At 53.7% G+C, this 17,794-nt stretch carries 17 protein-coding genes; 13 read left to right on the top strand and 4 right to left on the bottom strand.

The window, feature by feature from the left end; translation table 11 throughout:
* The first annotated feature begins 7 nt into the window (after positions 1-7).
* The 5 genes from Dvar_RS10215 (at position 8) to Dvar_RS10195 (ending at position 6,397) form a co-directional block, all read left to right on the top strand.
* Positions 8-2,188 (top strand): SulP family inorganic anion transporter, encoded by a 2,181-nt coding sequence (locus Dvar_RS10215; RefSeq protein WP_419661582.1) that lies wholly within the window; start codon positions 8-10, stop codon positions 2,186-2,188.
* Positions 2,189-2,190: 2 nt separating this feature from the next.
* On the top strand, positions 2,191-3,408 hold the full coding sequence (locus Dvar_RS10210; protein ID WP_419661581.1) for a response regulator: 1,218 nt from the start codon (positions 2,191-2,193) through the stop codon (positions 3,406-3,408).
* Positions 3,409-3,448: 40 nt separating this feature from the next.
* Positions 3,449-5,248: a sensor histidine kinase gene (locus Dvar_RS10205; protein ID WP_419661580.1), complete on the top strand. Its 1,800-nt coding sequence runs from the start codon at positions 3,449-3,451 to the stop codon at positions 5,246-5,248.
* Between the two features lie 4 nt (positions 5,249-5,252).
* Positions 5,253-5,903 carry a hypothetical protein gene (locus tag Dvar_RS10200; RefSeq protein WP_419661579.1) on the top strand — a complete coding sequence of 217 codons (651 nt, stop codon included), beginning with the start codon at positions 5,253-5,255 and terminating at the stop codon, positions 5,901-5,903.
* Positions 5,904-5,968: 65 nt separating this feature from the next.
* Positions 5,969-6,397, top strand: a complete 429-nt coding sequence (locus Dvar_RS10195; RefSeq protein ID WP_419661578.1) for a response regulator — start codon at positions 5,969-5,971, stop codon at positions 6,395-6,397.
* A gap of 235 nt (positions 6,398-6,632) precedes the next feature.
* Here Dvar_RS10195 and Dvar_RS10190 read toward each other — a convergent pair whose 3' ends face one another.
* Complete coding sequence (locus Dvar_RS10190) at positions 6,633-7,418, bottom strand: hypothetical protein (RefSeq protein ID WP_419661577.1); 786 nt, start codon at positions 7,416-7,418, stop codon at positions 6,633-6,635.
* A 557-nt stretch (positions 7,419-7,975) separates the two neighbouring features.
* Here Dvar_RS10190 and Dvar_RS10185 point away from each other — a divergent pair.
* From Dvar_RS10185 to Dvar_RS10170, 4 genes are all read left to right on the top strand, one after another.
* Positions 7,976-9,259: a citrate synthase gene (locus Dvar_RS10185; RefSeq protein WP_419661576.1), complete on the top strand. Its 1,284-nt coding sequence runs from the start codon at positions 7,976-7,978 to the stop codon at positions 9,257-9,259.
* A 144-nt stretch (positions 9,260-9,403) separates the two neighbouring features.
* Entirely contained in the window at positions 9,404-9,865 is a 462-nt protein-coding gene (locus Dvar_RS10180) for a CBS domain-containing protein (RefSeq protein ID WP_419661575.1), read from the top strand.
* A 56-nt stretch (positions 9,866-9,921) separates the two neighbouring features.
* Positions 9,922-10,368, top strand: a complete 447-nt coding sequence (locus tag Dvar_RS10175) for a universal stress protein (RefSeq protein WP_419661574.1) — start codon at positions 9,922-9,924, stop codon at positions 10,366-10,368.
* 38 nt (positions 10,369-10,406) lie between these two features.
* Positions 10,407-12,161: a radical SAM protein gene (locus Dvar_RS10170; RefSeq protein WP_419661573.1), complete on the top strand. Its 1,755-nt coding sequence runs from the start codon at positions 10,407-10,409 to the stop codon at positions 12,159-12,161.
* 22 nt (positions 12,162-12,183) lie between these two features.
* On the opposite strand, the gene Dvar_RS10165 is transcribed toward Dvar_RS10170, so the two are convergent.
* Both Dvar_RS10165 and Dvar_RS10160 read right to left on the bottom strand, forming a co-directional pair.
* Positions 12,184-12,432, bottom strand: a complete 249-nt coding sequence (locus tag Dvar_RS10165; RefSeq protein WP_419661572.1) for an FmdB family zinc ribbon protein — start codon at positions 12,430-12,432, stop codon at positions 12,184-12,186.
* A 134-nt stretch (positions 12,433-12,566) separates the two neighbouring features.
* Positions 12,567-12,953, bottom strand: a complete 387-nt coding sequence (locus tag Dvar_RS10160; RefSeq protein WP_419661571.1) for a NifB/NifX family molybdenum-iron cluster-binding protein — start codon at positions 12,951-12,953, stop codon at positions 12,567-12,569.
* A gap of 414 nt (positions 12,954-13,367) precedes the next feature.
* Here Dvar_RS10160 and Dvar_RS10155 point away from each other — a divergent pair, with 414 nt between their 5' ends.
* The 4 genes from Dvar_RS10155 to Dvar_RS10140 all read left to right on the top strand — a co-directional run bounded on the left by Dvar_RS10155 (position 13,368) and on the right by Dvar_RS10140 (position 17,075).
* Complete coding sequence (locus tag Dvar_RS10155) at positions 13,368-14,714, top strand: PhoH family protein (RefSeq protein ID WP_419661570.1); 1,347 nt, start codon at positions 13,368-13,370, stop codon at positions 14,712-14,714.
* Positions 14,715-14,796: 82 nt separating this feature from the next.
* Positions 14,797-15,873: a tRNA pseudouridine(13) synthase TruD gene (gene truD / locus Dvar_RS10150; RefSeq protein WP_419661569.1), complete on the top strand. Its 1,077-nt coding sequence runs from the start codon at positions 14,797-14,799 to the stop codon at positions 15,871-15,873.
* Positions 15,874-15,888: 15 nt separating this feature from the next.
* Complete coding sequence (locus tag Dvar_RS10145) at positions 15,889-16,275, top strand: RidA family protein (protein ID WP_419661567.1); 387 nt, start codon at positions 15,889-15,891, stop codon at positions 16,273-16,275.
* An 80-nt stretch (positions 16,276-16,355) separates the two neighbouring features.
* On the top strand, positions 16,356-17,075 hold the full coding sequence (locus tag Dvar_RS10140) for a protein-L-isoaspartate(D-aspartate) O-methyltransferase (protein ID WP_419661566.1): 720 nt from the start codon (positions 16,356-16,358) through the stop codon (positions 17,073-17,075).
* On the opposite strand, the gene Dvar_RS10135 is transcribed toward Dvar_RS10140, so the two are convergent.
* Positions 17,044-17,673 carry a poly-gamma-glutamate hydrolase family protein gene (locus Dvar_RS10135; protein ID WP_419664097.1) on the bottom strand — a complete coding sequence of 210 codons (630 nt, stop codon included), beginning with the start codon at positions 17,671-17,673 and terminating at the stop codon, positions 17,044-17,046. The two genes, Dvar_RS10140 and Dvar_RS10135, sit on opposite strands and share 32 nt — an antisense overlap.
* Positions 17,674-17,794 lie beyond the last annotated feature (121 nt).

The raw sequence follows: 17,794 nt of genomic DNA, 5'->3' as shown, positions 1-17,794 counted from the left end.
AACCGCTATGGGTCTACGATCTCCATCGGTCAATCGCGTCATCTTTCGGCTGTTCCCTTTTTTGGAATGGCTGCCCGGCTATGGCGCCCGCCATCTCAAGGCCGATCTGTTTGCCGGCCTGACCGTGGCCCTGGTGTTGATCCCCCAATCCATGGCCTACGCCCAGCTGGCTGGATTGCCGGCGTACTATGGCCTGTACGCTGCGTTTCTGCCCCCTGCCCTGGCAGCCCTGTTCGGTTCCAGCCGTCAACTGGCCACCGGCCCGGTGGCCGTCGTGTCCCTGATGGCCGCTGTGGCCCTCTCGCCCCTGGCCACTGTCGGCAGCCAGGCGTTTATCGGTTATGCCGTTTTTCTGGCCATGATGGTGGGATTGTTTCAGTTTCTCATCGGTCTGTTCCGATTGGGCGTCGTGGTCAATTTTCTATCCCATCCGGTGGTCAATGGATTCACCAACGCCGCAGCCATTATCATCGCCACCGGTCAGTTGGCCAAACTGTTCGGTGTCACGGTGGACAGCAGTGATCATCATGCGCACACCATCATCCAGGTGTTCAAATCCGCACTGCACTATACCCATTGGCCCACGTTGGGGATGGCCGTCTTCGCTTTTGTGGTCATGGTGGGACTGAAAAAAATCACCCTGAAAATCCCCAATGTTTTGGTGGCGGTTGCCGCGACAACCCTGTTCAGCTGGGCCACTGGTTTCGAACAACGCAGCACCCTGCCCCTGGAAACAATCAATGATCCTGAAATCCGCACCCTGATCGTGCATTTTAACGCCGAGACCGCCCAGATCCAGCATATGGGCGAACAACGCGCCCACATCAACACCGCCATCAAACAGGCCGACCAATCCGGTCACACGCTGATCGCCATCGATGCCCGGCGGGACCTGGACATCCTCAATTACCAGATGCAACTGAAAATAAAAAAAGCACGGGCCTTTCGGCATCGCATCCGCCACCTGCTCCTCGAGGCCGGTCGGACAGCCGATGGTAAAATTCTTTTTTTTGAAAAAGACCATCGGCCGCCCAGCATGGAAAAAATCGACGGCATCTGGCGTGTGAAGGTTGGCAACGACACCCTTGACACCTCGGCCCTGGTCCTTTTCAGCGGAGGTGATGTCGTCGGCGACATCCCCAAAGGGCTTCCGGACTTTTCCTTGCCGCCCGTCAATGGCCATGCTGCGGCCACGCTGATGCCGTCGGCGGTAATTATCGCCCTGCTCGGTTTCATGGAGGCCATCTCCATTGCCAAAGCCATGGCAGCCAAAACCGGCCAGCGTATCGATCCCAACCAGGAACTCATGGGCCAGGGACTGGCCAACATGGTCGGCTCAGTGGCCCAAAGCTATCCCGTGGCCGGTTCTTTTTCACGATCAGCGGTCAATCTGCAGGCCGGCGCGGTTTCCGGATTCTCCAGTGTGTTTGCCAGCCTGGCGGTGGTTGCGACCCTTTTCTTTTTCACCCCGCTGCTTTACCACCTGCCCCAAAGCGTACTGGCGGCCATTATCATGTTGGCGGTGACCGGCCTGCTCAACGCCCACGGATTCATTCAGGCCTGGCGGGCGCAGTGGTACGACGGCGCCATCTCTATCATCACATTTTGTTGCACCCTGGCCTTCGCGCCGCATCTGGATCGGGGTATTTTAGTGGGGGTGGGACTGTCCTTAAGCGTTTTTCTCTATCGCAGCATGCGGCCCCATGTGGTGGATCTGTCCCTGGGCCTGGACAAGGCCCTTCACGATGCCGTCACCCACGGACTGAGAGAGTGCCGCTACATCGATGTGGTGCGTTTCGACGGCCCTTTGTTTTTTGCCAATGCCAGTTATCTTGAAGATCAGATCCGCGAGCGCCGCAAAAACAAAAAGGAACTCAAACACATTATCATCTCCGCCGAATCCATCATCGATATGGATGCATCGGGTCAGGAGTCCCTTTCCCTGGTGGTGGAGCGAGTGAGAAGCGCCGGTATCGATATCTCCTTTTCCAGTATTCATGAACCGGTGATGGCGGTACTAAGGCGCACCCATCTGCTGTATAAAATCGGCGAGGATCATATTTATCCGACGTTGAAACAGGCTATTCACGCCATCCACAAACAGACGCACAAAGGCGGTAGTGAGACACATTGTCCCTTGACCACCGTTACAACCCTGACCACCGACAGCCATTCCAAAGGAGAATAACCATGTCTGTGATTTCTATATTCAACGGTACGTTCTGCAACGCGGACGCCGTGGTCCGCGATGTAATCGACAGTACCGGCTACCGTCTGCTCACTGACGAAATGGTGATCATCAGCGCCGCTGAGGCCTCCGGCATGCCGGAGAGCAAGGTCAGGCGGGCGTTCTCGGCCAAAACCTCGGTGTTCAACAAATTCACCCATGAAAAAGAATGCTCGATTGCCTGCCTGCGTCTGGCCCTGGCAACGGCGCTGAAAACGGGTCCGGCCGTTGTCCAGGGGTTTTCCAGTTTGTTGATTCCCCAGACCATCAGCCATGTATTGCGGGTGTGCATCATCGCTGAGACCGCCTATCGCATCGAGCGGGCCCATGCCCAAGACGGGTCGAGTCAAAAAGAAGCCCTGAAACACATCCACGCCATAGATGCGGACAGTGCCGCCTGGGTTGAAACGCTGCACGGCCTCAAAGACCCGTGGGACGCCAGCCTATACGATATCATTGTCCCCATGAATCATTTGACGGTCGAAGAAGCCGGCGCCTTGATCGAGGAAAACCTGATCAAGGAAGCCGTCCGCCCGACCGATGCATCGAAAAAGGCCCAGGAAGACTTTTTATTGGCCGCCAGGGTGGAGATGGCCCTGTCCAAGGCCGGACATGACGTGTCGGTAAGCGCACAAGACGGCCGGGTAACCCTGACCATTAACAAGCAGGTATTGATGCTCGCCCGCCTGGAAGAGGAACTTCGCGCCATTGCCGGCAACATGCCCGGCGTCGAATCCGTGGAAACCCGGGTGGGCAAGGATTTTCACGAGGCCCACATTTATCGCAAGCACAGTTTCGAGGTCCCGTCGCGGGTATTGCTGGTGGATGATGAGCGGGAATTCGTTCAAACGCTTTCCGAACGCCTCCAACTGCGGGACGTGGGATCAGCCGTGGCCTATGATGGAAAATCCGCCTTGACCATGGTCAATGAAGACGACCCCGAAGTGATGATCATCGATTTGAAAATGCCGGGCATCGACGGCATGGAGATTTTAAAGCAGGTCAAAGCCACCCGGCCGGAAATCGAGGTAATCGTTCTCACCGGCCACGGTAGTGAAAAAGACCGGCAGGAATGCATGGCGCTGGGCGCCTTTGCCTACATGCAAAAACCTGTGGACATCGATGCGCTGAGCGATACCCTGAGACAAGCCCATGCAAAGGTCCAACAGCGCAATGCCTGATCAAGGCCTGCTGTATTTTATTCCATGGAGGCGAAGGGCGATGACCATGCTGAACCTTTCCCGATTTAAACCCCGTTTCTGGGATTACCAGGACAGCGCCGCCAATGCCGGAGACCGTCATCTGAGTTTCCGGGGCAAATGGCTGATGATCGTGGTTTTCACCACAGTGGTGACCCTGACCCCGATTTTGGTGATGGCGGTGGTGGATTATCGCCTTACTCGCCAGGCGTTTGAATCCGAGGTCCGCCTGGGCATCTCGCGCATGGTGTCCAACACCTGGCGCAATATTTCCCATCTGTTGACCCAACGACGGGCGGTGCTGGCCTTCATTGCCCGCGATAACGCCATTGCCGACCTGACGGTTCAACAGCGCCTGGAAACACTGCTGTCCAATCTGCAACGCGGCATGGACGATTTCCTTGATCTGGCGGTGTTGGACGAAACCGGAACCATCCGGGCCTATGCCGGGCCGTATGACCCAACGGCGGGACCGATCATCCCCGCCCCGGGATTTAAGCAGGCCGTGGCAGATGGTTTTTATATCGGGGACGTGACGGCCAGGCCGGACAAGCCCCATCACCTGGTGGTTGCCGTCCGCCATGATATGACCGATGGCCGGTTCTTCGTGCTGCAGTCGACATTGAATGCCGGCGTGCTGGATGGCCCGTTGTCCGAACTCAGGCTCGATGACGGTGACGACGCATTTATCATCAACAGCCAGGGTATTCTGCAGACACCGGCAGCGCACTACGGCAAACGCTTTTCCAACGTGCCGCTGACCATTTTGCCGACGGATAAAACAGTACAGGTTCAAAATGCGGTGGATCAGGCCGGGCAAACGGTTCTCATCGGGTTGGCCCCCATTGCCGCCAGCCCTTTTCGGCTGGTGATGGTCCGTCAGGAATCGGGTATGATGGACCGCTGGCTGCGCCCCCGAATCCGCCTGATTGGCTTTTTGGTGTTCAGTATCATCTTGATTTTAATTTCCATCTTAGGCGTGGCCACCTATATGGTGAATCGTATCCATGCCTCCGACCAACGTCGATTGCAGGCGCTTCACCAGGTGGAATATGCCAACAAGATGGTGTCCATCGGTCGCCTGGCCTCAGGGGTGGCCCATGAGGTCAACAATCCACTGGCCATCATCAACCAGAAGGCGGGGCTGATCAAAGACCTGTTCACCTTCAATCCGGCGTGGGCCGGCAATCAGAAACTGATCGGCCTGGTGGATGATGTACTGGCCTCGGTACGTCGCTGCGGCGCCATCACCCGGCGCCTGCTCGACTTTTCCAGGCACATGGAGTCATCCCTGGAAACCGTCGACATCGATGCCATCCTTCGCCAGGTGCTGGCATTCATGGAAAAAGATGCCCAGCGGCGATGCATCGCTGTGCGGGTTAACGTCAGCGATGATATTCCCCCTTTTGAAAGCGATCGCGGCAACCTGCAACAAATTTTTCTGAACCTGATCAACAATGCCTTTGCCGCCATGGATGAAGGGGGACAGCTGGAGATTACCGCCTTTCGGCAAGGTGACAGACACGTTTGCATCACGGTCAGTGACACCGGTCACGGCATCCCTGAAGCGGATATCAAACGGGTATTCGAGCCTTTTTTTTCCACCGGTCAGGGACTCAGCGGCACCGGCCTGGGATTGTCGGTGACCTATGGCATGGTATCTGAGATGGGCGGTGACATCACGGTTCACAGCCAGGTCAACCAAGGCAGCCGGTTTACGGTGACCCTGCCTCTGGACCCGCCCCGGGCCGGCATGGCAACTGCCTGTGCCGTGGATTTGAAAGGGCCGCCGGCAGACAACGCCGCAGACAAACAAGGATGATTGCATGACAGATAATCAAGCGTTATTGGCCATCGAGGGGGTCCGCTTTTTTGGTGAAATGGCTGCATCGGTTTCCCACGAAATCAAAAATGTGCTGGCCATCATCAATGAAAACGCTGGATTGCTCCAGGACATGCTCGGCATGCATGAAAAGGGAATGCCCCTTTCACCGGAGCGTCTATCACGGCTGGCCCAATCCATTGCCCGGCAAGTCAGCCGGGGGGACGGGATTGTCAAAGGCATGAACCGCTTTGCCCACAGCGCTGATGATGCAAAAGAGAAGGTTGATGTGGGCGCGCTCGTTCAATTCATGACCCGCTTGGCAGGCCGGTTGATCGGCATGCAAGGCCAGCCCCCGCATATCCAGACGCCGGAAGAGGCGCTTACCGTTACGATCAACCGCTTTTTTCTCGAGAATCTGGTGTGGCGCTGTTTGTGCCAGGCCATGGCCGCCTGCCCCGCAGATAAAGCTGTCTTGATCTGCGTAGAAAAAACGGACAGCCGTGCACAGATCCGTTTTTGCGGGCTGGACGGCACGGCACTTGATTCCACTGACGGATTCCCGTCTTCCCAAGATGCAGCCGTGGCCCAACTGATCGAGGCAACGCTAATCATGGATAATGAAACCGGTGAAATCTGTATTATTTTATCATAACGACCCGCTGCCGCATCAATATCAGGATGGTGGGCGGCTCATGGGTCAATTGAAAGGAGCAAAAAATGAAGGAAAGAGTATTGCTGGTTGACGATGAACTCGAATTTCTGGAAATCATGGCCGAGCGCATGCGCGCTCGCGATATGGAGGTGACCACCTCCACATCCGCCACCGAAGCCCTGAAACTGATCGCCACCGATTCCTATGACGCGGTGATCATGGATTTCATGATGCCGGAAATGGACGGGATCCAGGCCTTGAAAGCCATCAAAGAAAAACGCCCGGAGATGCAGATCATCCTGTTGACCGGCCATGCCACAGTCGAAAAAGGCGTGGAAGCCATGAAGGCCGGGGCCATGGATTTTGTAGAAAAACCGGCGGATCTGGATGCCCTGTCGGAAAAAATCAAAAAAGCCCACAATCAGAAGGCCATTATCGTTGAAAAACAGAGCCAGGAAAAAGTCATCGAAGTATTGCGCAAGTTTGGCATGTAGTCGAAAAATGTTTTCCGGATATCCGGAAAGCTTCAGCTGACATCTTTTCCAGCCAAGTCGCGTGAATTTAACTGATCGATGGAACAGTGTTAAGTATTAAGTTTAAAGTGTTAAGGAAAGGCATCCTATCGATTTCTATATAAAATTAGATCCGATCCATCACTTAACACTTAACACTTAACACTTTTGCAGAACAACCTTATCGGAAGCTTTTCATTTCCAACTTGAGTGGGGTTTATCCGGCGGATAATACTTTAGATTTCAATAAATCAAACACCGCCGGCCCTGACGCAGCCACGTCGCTTTCACCTTTCGAGGCGGCCTTGAGTCGGTCAAAACGGCTTTTATCCCGGCTGCTCAAGACGACCTCCAGGCAGGTCAAGGAATGATGCACCAGCGAGTACATGACCAGGGGACCAAACGTCATCACCCCACTGGGGGGAATCTCTTTTTTCCCGTAGATGTCGTGATGTTGCAGCGCAAAGGCACGTGGGGCCGGCGCTAATTGTAACAGGTCGGCAAACAGCATCAGGCTCTCCTGAACCCCTTCGGCATAGCCGTTTTCCAGGGAAGCCTTGCCTTCCTGGGCAATCTCATCGATGTCGGCCGGCGTGTAGTCAAGATCCAGCTCGCCAATGCAGATGCCCTGGATGGTTTCCAAGGAGGCGTCTTTTTTACTGACCACCACGTCTTTGTCGTTGAGGATTTTGATTGCATTTTTAATGCTGACCATTTCCTTCACTGTGGGGCTTTTGCGCAAGGCCACGTCCTGCACAGTGGTGTGATAGATGGTCAGATCGTTGTCAAGCACCAGGATCCGCGTTTTTTCAGCGCCAGCGGTTTCAAGGAAAAGCGTCAAATCCCGTTCTTGCGTACGCGTCCAGGGAAAATAGGCCATCAATTGATTCAAGACCGCCGTGTCGATGCGCTTTCCGCTGTCCACCGGGCCAATCATCGTCGAAATGCTGTTCACCATACGGTTGATTTCGATTTTCTTTAACAGATTATCTTTATAGGACATTATACAACTCCCTGATATTATATGTTAAAACAGTTATTCGAAGTCAATCACAGCCACCTGACAACCAATTTTCAAATTGACAACGGTGGCGAATCTGCATATGAATACGCTCTGTTGCCAACAGTCCCTGCCCTTTGTTTCGTCAAAACTATCCAACTGGAAAGCCGACAAATCAACGCAGTAGAGAGTTGGCCCCTTGGCAGAACATGCAAAGGGATATACGGACTGTATTGCGAAAAGCTTTTCCCGGCCACTCATACCCCGTGCCGCCATCTGAAATAAACGCTTTTATTTCGTTCGGTTGAAATTGAGAAAAGCTTTTTAAAAAAACTTACATATTTGTTTTGGTTAACGCGTTCTTTGGAAGCGGAAAGTCACCCTTAAGCCCCTCCAATCGTTTGGCGGCGTTTTGATTGGCCTGATTCTCCATAGCGTTAGAACGGGCCATCAGGCAAGACAAATGTTCTCGTGTTCCGGTAAAAACAAGACCATCGAATCAATCGCCGGGCAGCCGCATCCGCAGGAAATCCGGGCGTTCTGGAAAGAAAGGAGTCATTATGGACGATTTTGTAACCCTTACCTACAATGGACAGGAGATTAAGCTTCCGGTCGCCATCGGCACGGAAGGTGAGAAGGCGATCGATATTTCCACCCTGCGTAGGGATACCGGTTTCATTACCCTGGATCCCGGATATGCCAACACCGGCAGTTGTTCGAGCGCCATCACTTACATGGATGGAGAGCAAGGGATTCTGCGCTATCGCGGTATCCCCGTGGATCAATTAGCCGAACATGCCACCTTCAAGGAAACCGCCTATCTGCTGATTAACGGCAAGCTTCCCAACCGGGAGCAGCTGACCCGTTTTTCAGTCATGCTCAACGACAACAGTCTGGTCCACGAGGATATGCGGACGTTCTTTTCCAATTTCCCGCGCATGTCCCACCCCATGGGGATCCTTTCGGCCATGGTCAATGCACTGCGAAGCTTTTACCCGGAGTTGAACACCCTCGAAGAAGAAATCAATCTGACCATGACCCGACTGCTCGCCAAGGTCCGCACCATGGCCGCCATGTCTTACAAAATATCCCGGGGTCACAAGGTCATTTACCCTCGGCCGGATCTCACCTATTGCGAGAATTTTCTGAACATGATGTTCGACACGCCGGTCAAGCCCTATGAAATCAATCGTGCCGCGGTCAATGCCTTGCGGGTCTTCTGGATTCTACATGCCGACCATGAACAAAACTGCTCCACCTCGGCCGTACGCGTGGTGGGCAGCGCCCGGGTCAATCTTTACGCTGCCATCTCTTCGGGGATTGCCGCCCTGTGGGGTCCGCTGCACGGCGGTGCCAATCAGGCCGTCATTGAAATGATGACCAAAATCCATGAAGAAGGGGGCAATTTCAAAAAAGCCATCGAACGGGCCAAGGACAAAAATGATCCGTTCCGCCTCATGGGCTTTGGTCACCGGGTCTACAAGACCTACGATCCCCGGGCCAAAATCATGAAAAAGATGTGTGATGAACTGCTCGAATCCCTTCAGATCAATGATCCGCTACTGGATCTGGCCAAGGAACTCGAAGAAGTGGCCCGCAAGGATTCGTACTTTATCGACCATAATCTCTATCCCAACATTGATTTCTACAGCGGTATCGTTCTGCGTGCCATTGGCATCCCCACCAACATGTTCACGGTGATGTTTGCCATCGGGCGCCTTCCGGGATGGATTGCCCAATGGAAAGAAAGTCTGGACGATCCTCAATGGAAAATCTGCCGACCGCGCCAGGTGTACACCGGCAACCAAGAGTACAATTTTGTTCCCATCCATGCCCGAGGATAGCCCAGCGCCGGCCGAATTGTTTTGACAGTTTGTCCACCCATCACTTAAAATTTAAAATAATACCCGAAAATCAGATACGATTGCCTGGCCGTCCGGCAAAGACGGCCAGGCTCAACAGTCATCCCTTTCGCCGGAGGTGCCACCATGCGGGTCAACAGTATCATGACCAAAAATCCCATTACCGTAACCGCCGGCACTGAAATTTTCAAAGCGGCAAAAATCCTTCTCGAAAATCGCATCAACGGGGTGCCGGTCGTTGATGATGCCGGCCGTCTGGTGGGTATTCTGTGTCAGAGCGATATTATCGCTCAGCAAAAAAAACTGCCCGTGCCTTCGCTGTTTTCCTTTCTGGACGGTTACATCAGCCTCGGCTCCGCTAAAAGTATGGAAAAAGAGGTTCGTAAAATTGCCGCCACCGCCGTTGTCGATGCCATGACACCCAATCCGGTAACCGTTGCCCCGGACTCAAATATTGAAACCGTTGCCGCCCTCATGGTCGACCAAAATTTACATACCCTGCCTGTAGTGGAAAATGGGGTGCTCGTGGGGGTGGTCGGCAAAGAGGATATCCTGCGGACCTTGTTGCCCGCAGACCGAACTCCCTGATCAGTTATCGTTCCTTAAAATGCGCGTTTAACATTTAGGGATAAAAGGAGGTCACCATGGCAGTTAATCAAATTGTGTGCTGTACGGATTTTTCCGATCACGCTGAAGGGGCCTTTCAAACGGCCCTGGATCTGGCCGAGCGATATCAGGCCAAATTGTACATCGTTCACATTTTACCACCGGTGGTCAACCCCATGCTCAGTGACGCGGATCTGATGTTGCCCGAACATCCGGATGAAAATCTGATTCTTAGTCTTAACCAGCGGATGCAGGACGTTTATGCCAACCGTATTCCCGAGGCGGTCGCCTACGAATTGGTGGTCCGGGATGGCCATGTCTCAACGGAAATCATCCGCTTTATCGAGGAAACCGATGCCGATCTGGCGGTGGTCGGCGCGTTCGGCTTGAGTGGCATGGGGCTTGTATTATTCGGCAGTGTTGCTAAGCGAATCGCCCACAAAGCGCCTTGTTCGGTAATGATTGTCCGCGACAAGAACGCTTGACGCCCAATTAAAAAAAGAACTGGTTTATCATTCGAGTCATGAAAGTATTGCTCGTCTACCCCTATTTTATTGACCAGCGCATCAACGAGGAGGATGTGAGCGCCATCCCCATGGGGCTTTATTATGTCGGCGCCATGCTACGAGCCAACGGCTATGCGGTGGACATCCTCAATGCATATAACCTGAAGGGTACCCCCCATCGTATCTACCGGGTACTGGGGGATAAGCGGCCGGATATCGTCGGATTTTCCATCCTGCACGCCAACCGCTGGGGAGGAATCGACATTGCCCGCATGGTCAAGAAAGTCAATCCCGGCGCCACGGTCATTTTCGGTGGCGTGGGCGCCACCTTTCTCTGGGACCATTTTCTGACCCATTTTCCTGAAATCGATTATGTGGTGCGGGGTGAAGCGGAACACAGTTTTCTCGAGCTGGTGCGCTGGCTTGAAAAAGCACCGTCCCAACCGCCGCCCCATATCCATGGATTGGCATTCCGCCAGGCAGACAAACCGGTTAAAACCGACGACCGTGAACCCATCGCAGATCTGGACAGCCTGCCCATGCCCGCCGACTATTTTACGTTTCAACACGTCTCGCTGACCCGGGGATGCCCGTCGGCATGCACCTTCTGTGGCTCACCAGCCTTTTGGAAACGGCGGGTGCGATTTCACAGTCCCGACTACTTTGTCACCCAGTTGGAACGATTGCGGGAAAAAGGGGTGACGTTTTTCTTCGTGTCCGACGACACGTTTACCCTCAAACGGAATCTGGTCATTGACGTGTGTCGACGGATCATCGACCGCGGTCTCGATATTGTCTGGGTGGCCATCTCACGGGTGGATCGCGTGGATGAGGCGATGCTGGGCTGGATGCGACGGGCCGGATGCGCTCAGATCAGCTACGGGGTGGAAAGCGGAAGCCAGGTCATCCGCGATCGCTTTCAAAAACGTATCAGCGACAAGGACATCCATCGTGCCTTTGACCTCACCACCCGTGCCGGAATCATGGCCCGCGCCTACTTTATCTATGGCGCCCCCGGCGAATCCGATCAAACAATCGCCGATAGTCTGGCCATGCTGCGGCGAATCCGGCCCCTGGCCGCGATATTCTATATTTTGGATCTGTTTCCCGGGACCCAGCTCTACGAGGATTATAAACGGCGCACCGGCGTGACCGACGATATCTGGCTCGACCGGATCGAAGATATTCTCTATTTTGAAACGGACGAGACGCTCAGCCAGCAAGCCATACTGGATTTTGGCCGTCAGCTGAGAGAAGTCTATTTTGCGTTGCTACCGGAATTTACCCAACAGATCGACCTGATGGATGACCCGGCCTTCGACGCCCTGCATGCAGACTTTCTCTCTCGACTGGGCATGACCTTCAGCCATGGCGAATACGCCATGAATCCGCTGGTCAAAGACAACCTGACCATTGCCGTCGGTCTGTTTGAACGGTCTTTGACATATCATCCGGACCATCGCGCCTTTTGGGGATTGGGGCTTGTCTATCAACACCAGCACCGTTTTGAAGAATCGATCGATATCCTCAACCAAGGCATATCTCATTATCAGGACAGTGTGGACCTGCACATAGCCCTGGCCAACAGCCTGATCCACCGCCACCGCTATAAAGAGGCCTACCAGTGTTTAGAACGGTTTGCCCATCATCCCCAAGTGATCGATCAACTGATTCGGTGTTGCCGCTTTATCGGAGATCGGAAAAAAGAACATTATTGGATCGGACAGCTTAATCATGGCCAATCCAACCAACAGGCATCACCAGTGGCGTAAGCGCCTGTTTGAGAAGTCTGGATCAAGCTTTTCCGCAGCAACTGCCCGGCCCGGCGCATCCGGCATGACCCGGGGTGGATCCACAACACGCGGTGTCCCCGGGGCCGGGCAGGCCGCCCGACGGTGTTCCGGACAAAGACGAATGGGCGGACATGAGCTTTTTCAGATTGCTACTGCCACATTGCTCGCAATGGACCGTGGTTTTTTCCGAAAAAACCAGCATTTCGGCAACATGGCCGCAATCGGCACACAGAAAGTCAAATAATGGCATGATTCCCCTCCCCCTCTATGTAGTGCCCATCCAGAAATGACCAATTTGCCTGTTTCTGGACGGACACGATGTATAATACTTTTTTCTTACACCGCCAAGATCGGATGAATTCACCATTTCTGGATAAGCAATAGCTAATGGGCGCAGCCTTCAATCTGTACCCCATGGTGGTGGCCGCATGTCTGACCGGGGTTAAAAACCGGTAGTTTCCCGGCCTTGATCAGACTGGCATTTTCCTTTACCGTGCCTTCAACGGCCCGATAAACGGTAATGCCATCATCGTTGAGTTTTTTTAGCGCACCACCGCCGATCCCGCCTACGACAACACCGTCAACTTTGCGCTCACCCAGCGCAGCCATCGGATTACAGGCCCCATGCTGGTGATCCTGATCCGGATTCTCGAACACCTCCACCGTGTCTGTATCCAGGTCGACAAAAATAAAATGGGGTGCGGAACCAAAATGATTGTGAACCACACTGTCGATACCGCCGTTTTCCAGTACTGGGAATGCAATTTTCATTTTTTTGGATCTCCCTCATCAAACGCTAACCATGAAAAGGCAGACTCTGTCTTTCCGATAGCGTTAGCCGATAAAATTTATAGCTTAAAATACCCATTGCTTCAAGTTCAACATAAAGTTGATCAAAACTATCGGAAAATAATCAGCGTTTCTAGTAAATCAAGATGTCGTTGCCTCGGTCTTACTCGTATGCTATATATTGAATAGATTTGTGGCATTGACTATAACCCTTGAACACCAGCGGATGCCTCTGATTAATTTAAGCCCCCATTTCCACTGCTCACCCGCGGTCTCCCCCCCGCAACGATATCAAACGGTCTTGAAACGACCTGTCATCTCGGTTCATAAAATCTTTTTGCCAGCGTTAAATGATATTGAATTATCTGGAACAACCCATGATATTCAGGAGGTGCGATGACTTCGTTTTCGTCAAGTAAGCGAAAAATCTTTGTACTGGACACCAATATTATCCTGCATGACAGTTCCTGCATCAATCAGTTTGAAGAGCACGACATCGTTATCCCCATCGCCGTCATCGAAGAGTTGGATCGGTTTAAAAAGGGTAAGGAAATACTTAACTGCAACGCCCGCGAATTTGCCAGAGCTCTGGATACATTGACCGGCGATCGAATCTTTAACGGGGGAGTGCCCATCGGCCCCGGCAAAGGCAAAATCACCGTCTACCTGGACCGCGACTTTCATGACAAACTCAAAGCCAATTTTACCCCGGACAAGCCCGATCATCACATCCTCAACGCAGCTTACCACATCGCCTTGGAGCAATCCTTTGATCGTGTTTTTCTGGTCACCAAGGATGTGAACCTGCGCATGAAGGCCAAATCCATTGGTCTAATGGCCCAGGATTACAGCACAGACAGGGTCCAGGCACCGGCGGACATCTATAAAGGCACCCGCGTCGTGGAAAACATCCCGGCGGATGTGATCGACCAGCTTTACACCAAACCGTGTGAAATGGATTGCGACATATTGGACGTGGATGTTTCCAATCCCCTTTTGGCCAACGAATACCTCGTCATGAAAAACGGCAGCAAGTCCGCCCTGGGCGTTTTCCTGCCCCAGGCCCGGCTGATCCGCCGCATTGATACCCAGGTTTGCTATGGCATCCGGCCCCGCAACGCTGAGCAGTGTTTTGCCCTGGATGCATTGACCAACCATGACATTCCCCTGGTCACCATCACCGGCAAGGCCGGGACGGGCAAAACCTTGCTGGCCCTGGCGGCCGCCCTGGAAAAACGCCGTCAATACCGGCAGATTTTTATCGCCCGACCGTCGGTTCCCTTGAGCAACAAGGACATCGGTTTTCTGCCGGGCGACATCCAAAGTAAACTCGATCCCTACATGCAGCCGCTTTACGACAACCTGGCCGTAATCGAGAGCCACCAAAACGGCAGGAATGGCAGTGGTCGCCGGGTGAAAGAACTGCTCGACGAAGAAAAAATCGTCATTACCCCACTGTCCTACATCCGTGGCCGAAGCATCGTCAAAGTCTTTTTCATTGTGGACGAGGCCCAGAACCTCACCCCCCATGAGGTTAAAACCATTATCACGCGGGCCGGTGAGGGGACCAAAATCGTTTTCACCGGTGACATATACCAGATCGATCATCCTTATCTGGACAGCCGCAGCAACGGGCTGAGTTTTCTGATCGAAAAAATGAAGGGACAAACCCTTTATACCCACATCAACCTGGAAAAGGGGGAGCGTAGCGAGCTTTCCGAACTGGCCATCAGTCTGCTTTAGGAAGGTTGAAGGAGCTTAGCGGAGTGTGATACTGCTGGTCAATCAAAAAAACATCATGCACATCACAACCTAAAAAAGATCAATGACAACAAACGACAATCCCATCGACTCAACCCAAGCGGCAACGATCGTTATGCAGACGCTGGCCCGGCTGCCATACGCGGCCAACGGTCTGCCCGGCATTGGCGGTACGATAAAAGAAACCCCTGATGATTTTATGGTCGAGGAGGTCCTGCCCTATGCGGCCTGCGGGGAAGGCGAGCACGTGTACATCACCTTCCGTCGAAGCGGCTGGAACACGGCCGATGCGGCCCGACGCATGCAGCATTGCCTGAACCTGGCCCCGTCCGATGTGGGTTGGGGCGGCCGTAAAGATAAAACCGCCGTGGTGGTACAGACCCTTTCCTTTCGCTGTGGGGTCAAAGCCCAGCTGAGCGACGTCCAACAGGCACTGAGCGATCTACCCTTCGAGATTCTGGCCATCAACCGCCATCGCAATAAAATCAAGACCGGTCATGTGGCGGCCAACCGCTTCACCATCATCGTCAGCCAGCCTGATGCCGATGCCCTTTCCAAAGCCCTGGCCATTGCCGAGCAATTGAAACAGACCGGTATCCCCAATTTTTACGGTCCCCAGCGATTCGGGCACAACATGCAAAACATCCCCCGGGCATTCGCGTTGCTGGCCAAAGGCAAAAAAGCGCGCAAAGACGCCTTCATGGTATCGGTGGTGCAATCGGCACTGTTCAATATCTGGCTGCAAAAACGCATGGATGCCGGCGATTTTCACCGTCTTTTGGCCGGAGACATCGTCAAAAAAACCGATACCGGCGGCATGTTTAGCGTGGAGGATCTGGCGGCCGAAAGCCTGCGTTTTGACGATGGCGCCATTGTTTACACGGGGCCGATCTTCGGTTTCAAAATGAAGTCGGCAACCCAAACGGCAGGCGAGCGGGAAACCGCGCTGCTCGACGAATTTGGCCTCACCGCTGAGGATTTCCGGCCGCTGCGGGCCCCGGGTTCACGGCGTGAGGCGATTCTCAACCTGACTGATCTGACCATTACCGAAGCCCCCCAAGGCGTGCGGTTTTCTTTCACCCTTCCCGCCGGTGCCTATGCCACCACAGTGCTACGCGAATTTATCAGACCGGATGACTGATCCTAAGGAGGTATCATGCCCAAACAATTGATCAGCTCAGGCTCTCCATTTGAAAAACCCATCGGGTTCTCCCGGGCCGTGCGCATAGGCAACACTATCGCGGTCTCGGGGACCGCTCCCATCGCGCCCGGCGGCGGCACAGCTTACCCTGGAGATCTTTACCGCCAGACGATCGCATGCATCGAGATCATTAAAAACGCCATCGAGCGCGCCGGTGGATCCCTGTCGGATGTGGTCCGAACCCGCATCATGCTCACCGATATTGATCGCTGGCAGGATGCGGCCAAGGCCCACGGCGAGTACTTTGGCGAAATCCGCCCGGCATCCACCATTGTCGAGGTCAGCCGTTTCCTTGATGCGGATTGGCTGGTGGAGATTGAGGCGGATGCCATCGTCGAGTGAGTAAAAAAACGCGCCCTTTTATTGTGCTTCCTCCAAATACGTCTGCCCCTCAATCGGATTCACTATTAAGGAGAATGCAAATGATCCGCAGCCTTTTCATCGTGCTCGCTTTGATGGGGTTTCTATTGCTGGACCTGTGGTCTGTAAGGGCCGCGGAAACGAATTTTGACCGTCAGCGAGAGCAGATGATCGACCGGCAGTTGCACGCCCGGGGAATCAAGGATGCCCGTGTGCTAAGCGCCATGCAAACCGTGCCCCGGCACCGATTTGTACCTGAAGCGCTGAGTGCGATGGCCTATGCGGACACACCGCTGCCCATCGGCCACGATCAGACCATTTCCCAGCCCTATATCGTGGCCCTGATGTCCGAGGTGCTGGCCGTTAAGCCCGGTGAGCGGATCCTGGAAATCGGTACCGGATCCGGCTACCAGGCGGCCATTCTGGCAGAGATGGGGGCGGTGGTGTTCACCATCGAAATTGTGCGGCCACTTGCCGATCAGGCGAAAATCAACCTGCAAACCCAAGGCTACGAATCTGTCCGAATCAAAATCGGCGACGGCTATCTGGGATGGCCCGAAGCAGCACCGTTCGATGCCATCATTGTCACCTGCGCGCCTGAGAAAATCCCCCAACCACTCCAGGCCCAGCTTGCCGAGGGTGGCCGTATGGTCATCCCGGTGGGAGAAAAAAGCCATCAACGGCTCATGCTGCTGACCAAACAAAAAGGAAAAATCCAAGCGCAAAAAATCGTGGACGTGCGGTTTGTACCTATGGTGGATGAGCGGGGCAAACGCTATTGATCCCTGTCTGTATAGCCAGGACATAAGCGAAAAAAGATGGTTGGACGCGATTCCTCTGAAAGCGCGAGAAATCCCCGAAGAGCTGTTGACGCATGCCAAAAGAGATTTCAAGCTGCAATCCCTTGCCATGTGGGCTTCGATTACAAATATTCTTGGGGTTCACACCAGGAAAACGAATGGCATCCGCTATGGGAAAACGCTTTTCAGCAAGCGCGTGTTTGATCGCCAGTTTCAGCGCTGCATGCCGTCCGCCCACGTAGGTCATGGCCTTTCTATCTTTGCAGCCATGGATGGATACCACAACCCGGGCATGTTCGGCAATCTCATGGCCGATGGGTTCATCAAATTTGCGGCTGGAAATGTGAAGCGCGGCATTGCCGGATGGCTTCAGGCCGATAAAGGAATAAAAGGTGTGATCATCACCGGCAATGGCATCCGCAATTTCGGTCGTGCCAGGCTCGATTCCGCCGCCGTGAATGGCCATCACCGCAATACCGGAATTCCCGTATCTCATCTGGATCGCATAATCCACCCCGCATGTCTCTTTTTTTTCCAAGGCGGCAAATGACGGATAGGATGTTATATTGATATGCTCCACGTGATTCAAAGCGTACCCATGTAGTCGGTGGAATTGACTGATAGCGGATCGTATTTACAAACACGATCCTATCCATTTTTGTAACTAGAGACAGGAGGAAATACCAGATAAATCTTTCTTT

The organism is Desulfosarcina variabilis str. Montpellier, from assembly GCF_048565275.1.
GTDB classification, from domain to species: Bacteria; Desulfobacterota; Desulfobacteria; order Desulfobacterales; family Desulfosarcinaceae; genus Desulfosarcina; species Desulfosarcina variabilis.
Note: the sequence above shows the minus strand (reverse complement) of the source record. Positions and strands in the feature narration are given on the sequence as shown.

Bases quoted from the DNA above. Each gene is read 5' to 3' on its own strand.
- Dvar_RS10215 (WP_419661582.1), top strand. From the start codon at position 8: ATGGGTCTACGATCTCCATCGGTCAATCGCGTCATCTTTCGGCTGTTC.
- Dvar_RS10210 (WP_419661581.1), top strand. From the start codon at position 2,191: ATGTCTGTGATTTCTATATTCAACGGTACGTTCTGCAACGCGGACGCC.
- Dvar_RS10205 (WP_419661580.1), top strand. From the start codon at position 3,449: ATGACCATGCTGAACCTTTCCCGATTTAAACCCCGTTTCTGGGATTAC.
- Dvar_RS10200 (WP_419661579.1), top strand. From the start codon at position 5,253: ATGACAGATAATCAAGCGTTATTGGCCATCGAGGGGGTCCGCTTTTTT.
- Dvar_RS10195 (WP_419661578.1), top strand. From the start codon at position 5,969: ATGAAGGAAAGAGTATTGCTGGTTGACGATGAACTCGAATTTCTGGAA.
- Dvar_RS10190 (WP_419661577.1), bottom strand. From the start codon at position 7,418: ATGTCCTATAAAGATAATCTGTTAAAGAAAATCGAAATCAACCGTATG.
- Dvar_RS10185 (WP_419661576.1), top strand. From the start codon at position 7,976: ATGGACGATTTTGTAACCCTTACCTACAATGGACAGGAGATTAAGCTT.
- Dvar_RS10180 (WP_419661575.1), top strand. From the start codon at position 9,404: ATGCGGGTCAACAGTATCATGACCAAAAATCCCATTACCGTAACCGCC.
- Dvar_RS10175 (WP_419661574.1), top strand. From the start codon at position 9,922: ATGGCAGTTAATCAAATTGTGTGCTGTACGGATTTTTCCGATCACGCT.
- Dvar_RS10170 (WP_419661573.1), top strand. From the start codon at position 10,407: ATGAAAGTATTGCTCGTCTACCCCTATTTTATTGACCAGCGCATCAAC.
- Dvar_RS10165 (WP_419661572.1), bottom strand. From the start codon at position 12,432: ATGCCATTATTTGACTTTCTGTGTGCCGATTGCGGCCATGTTGCCGAA.
- Dvar_RS10160 (WP_419661571.1), bottom strand. From the start codon at position 12,953: ATGAAAATTGCATTCCCAGTACTGGAAAACGGCGGTATCGACAGTGTG.
- Dvar_RS10155 (WP_419661570.1), top strand. From the start codon at position 13,368: ATGACTTCGTTTTCGTCAAGTAAGCGAAAAATCTTTGTACTGGACACC.
- truD (WP_419661569.1), top strand. From the start codon at position 14,797: ATGACAACAAACGACAATCCCATCGACTCAACCCAAGCGGCAACGATC.
- Dvar_RS10145 (WP_419661567.1), top strand. From the start codon at position 15,889: ATGCCCAAACAATTGATCAGCTCAGGCTCTCCATTTGAAAAACCCATC.
- Dvar_RS10140 (WP_419661566.1), top strand. From the start codon at position 16,356: ATGATCCGCAGCCTTTTCATCGTGCTCGCTTTGATGGGGTTTCTATTG.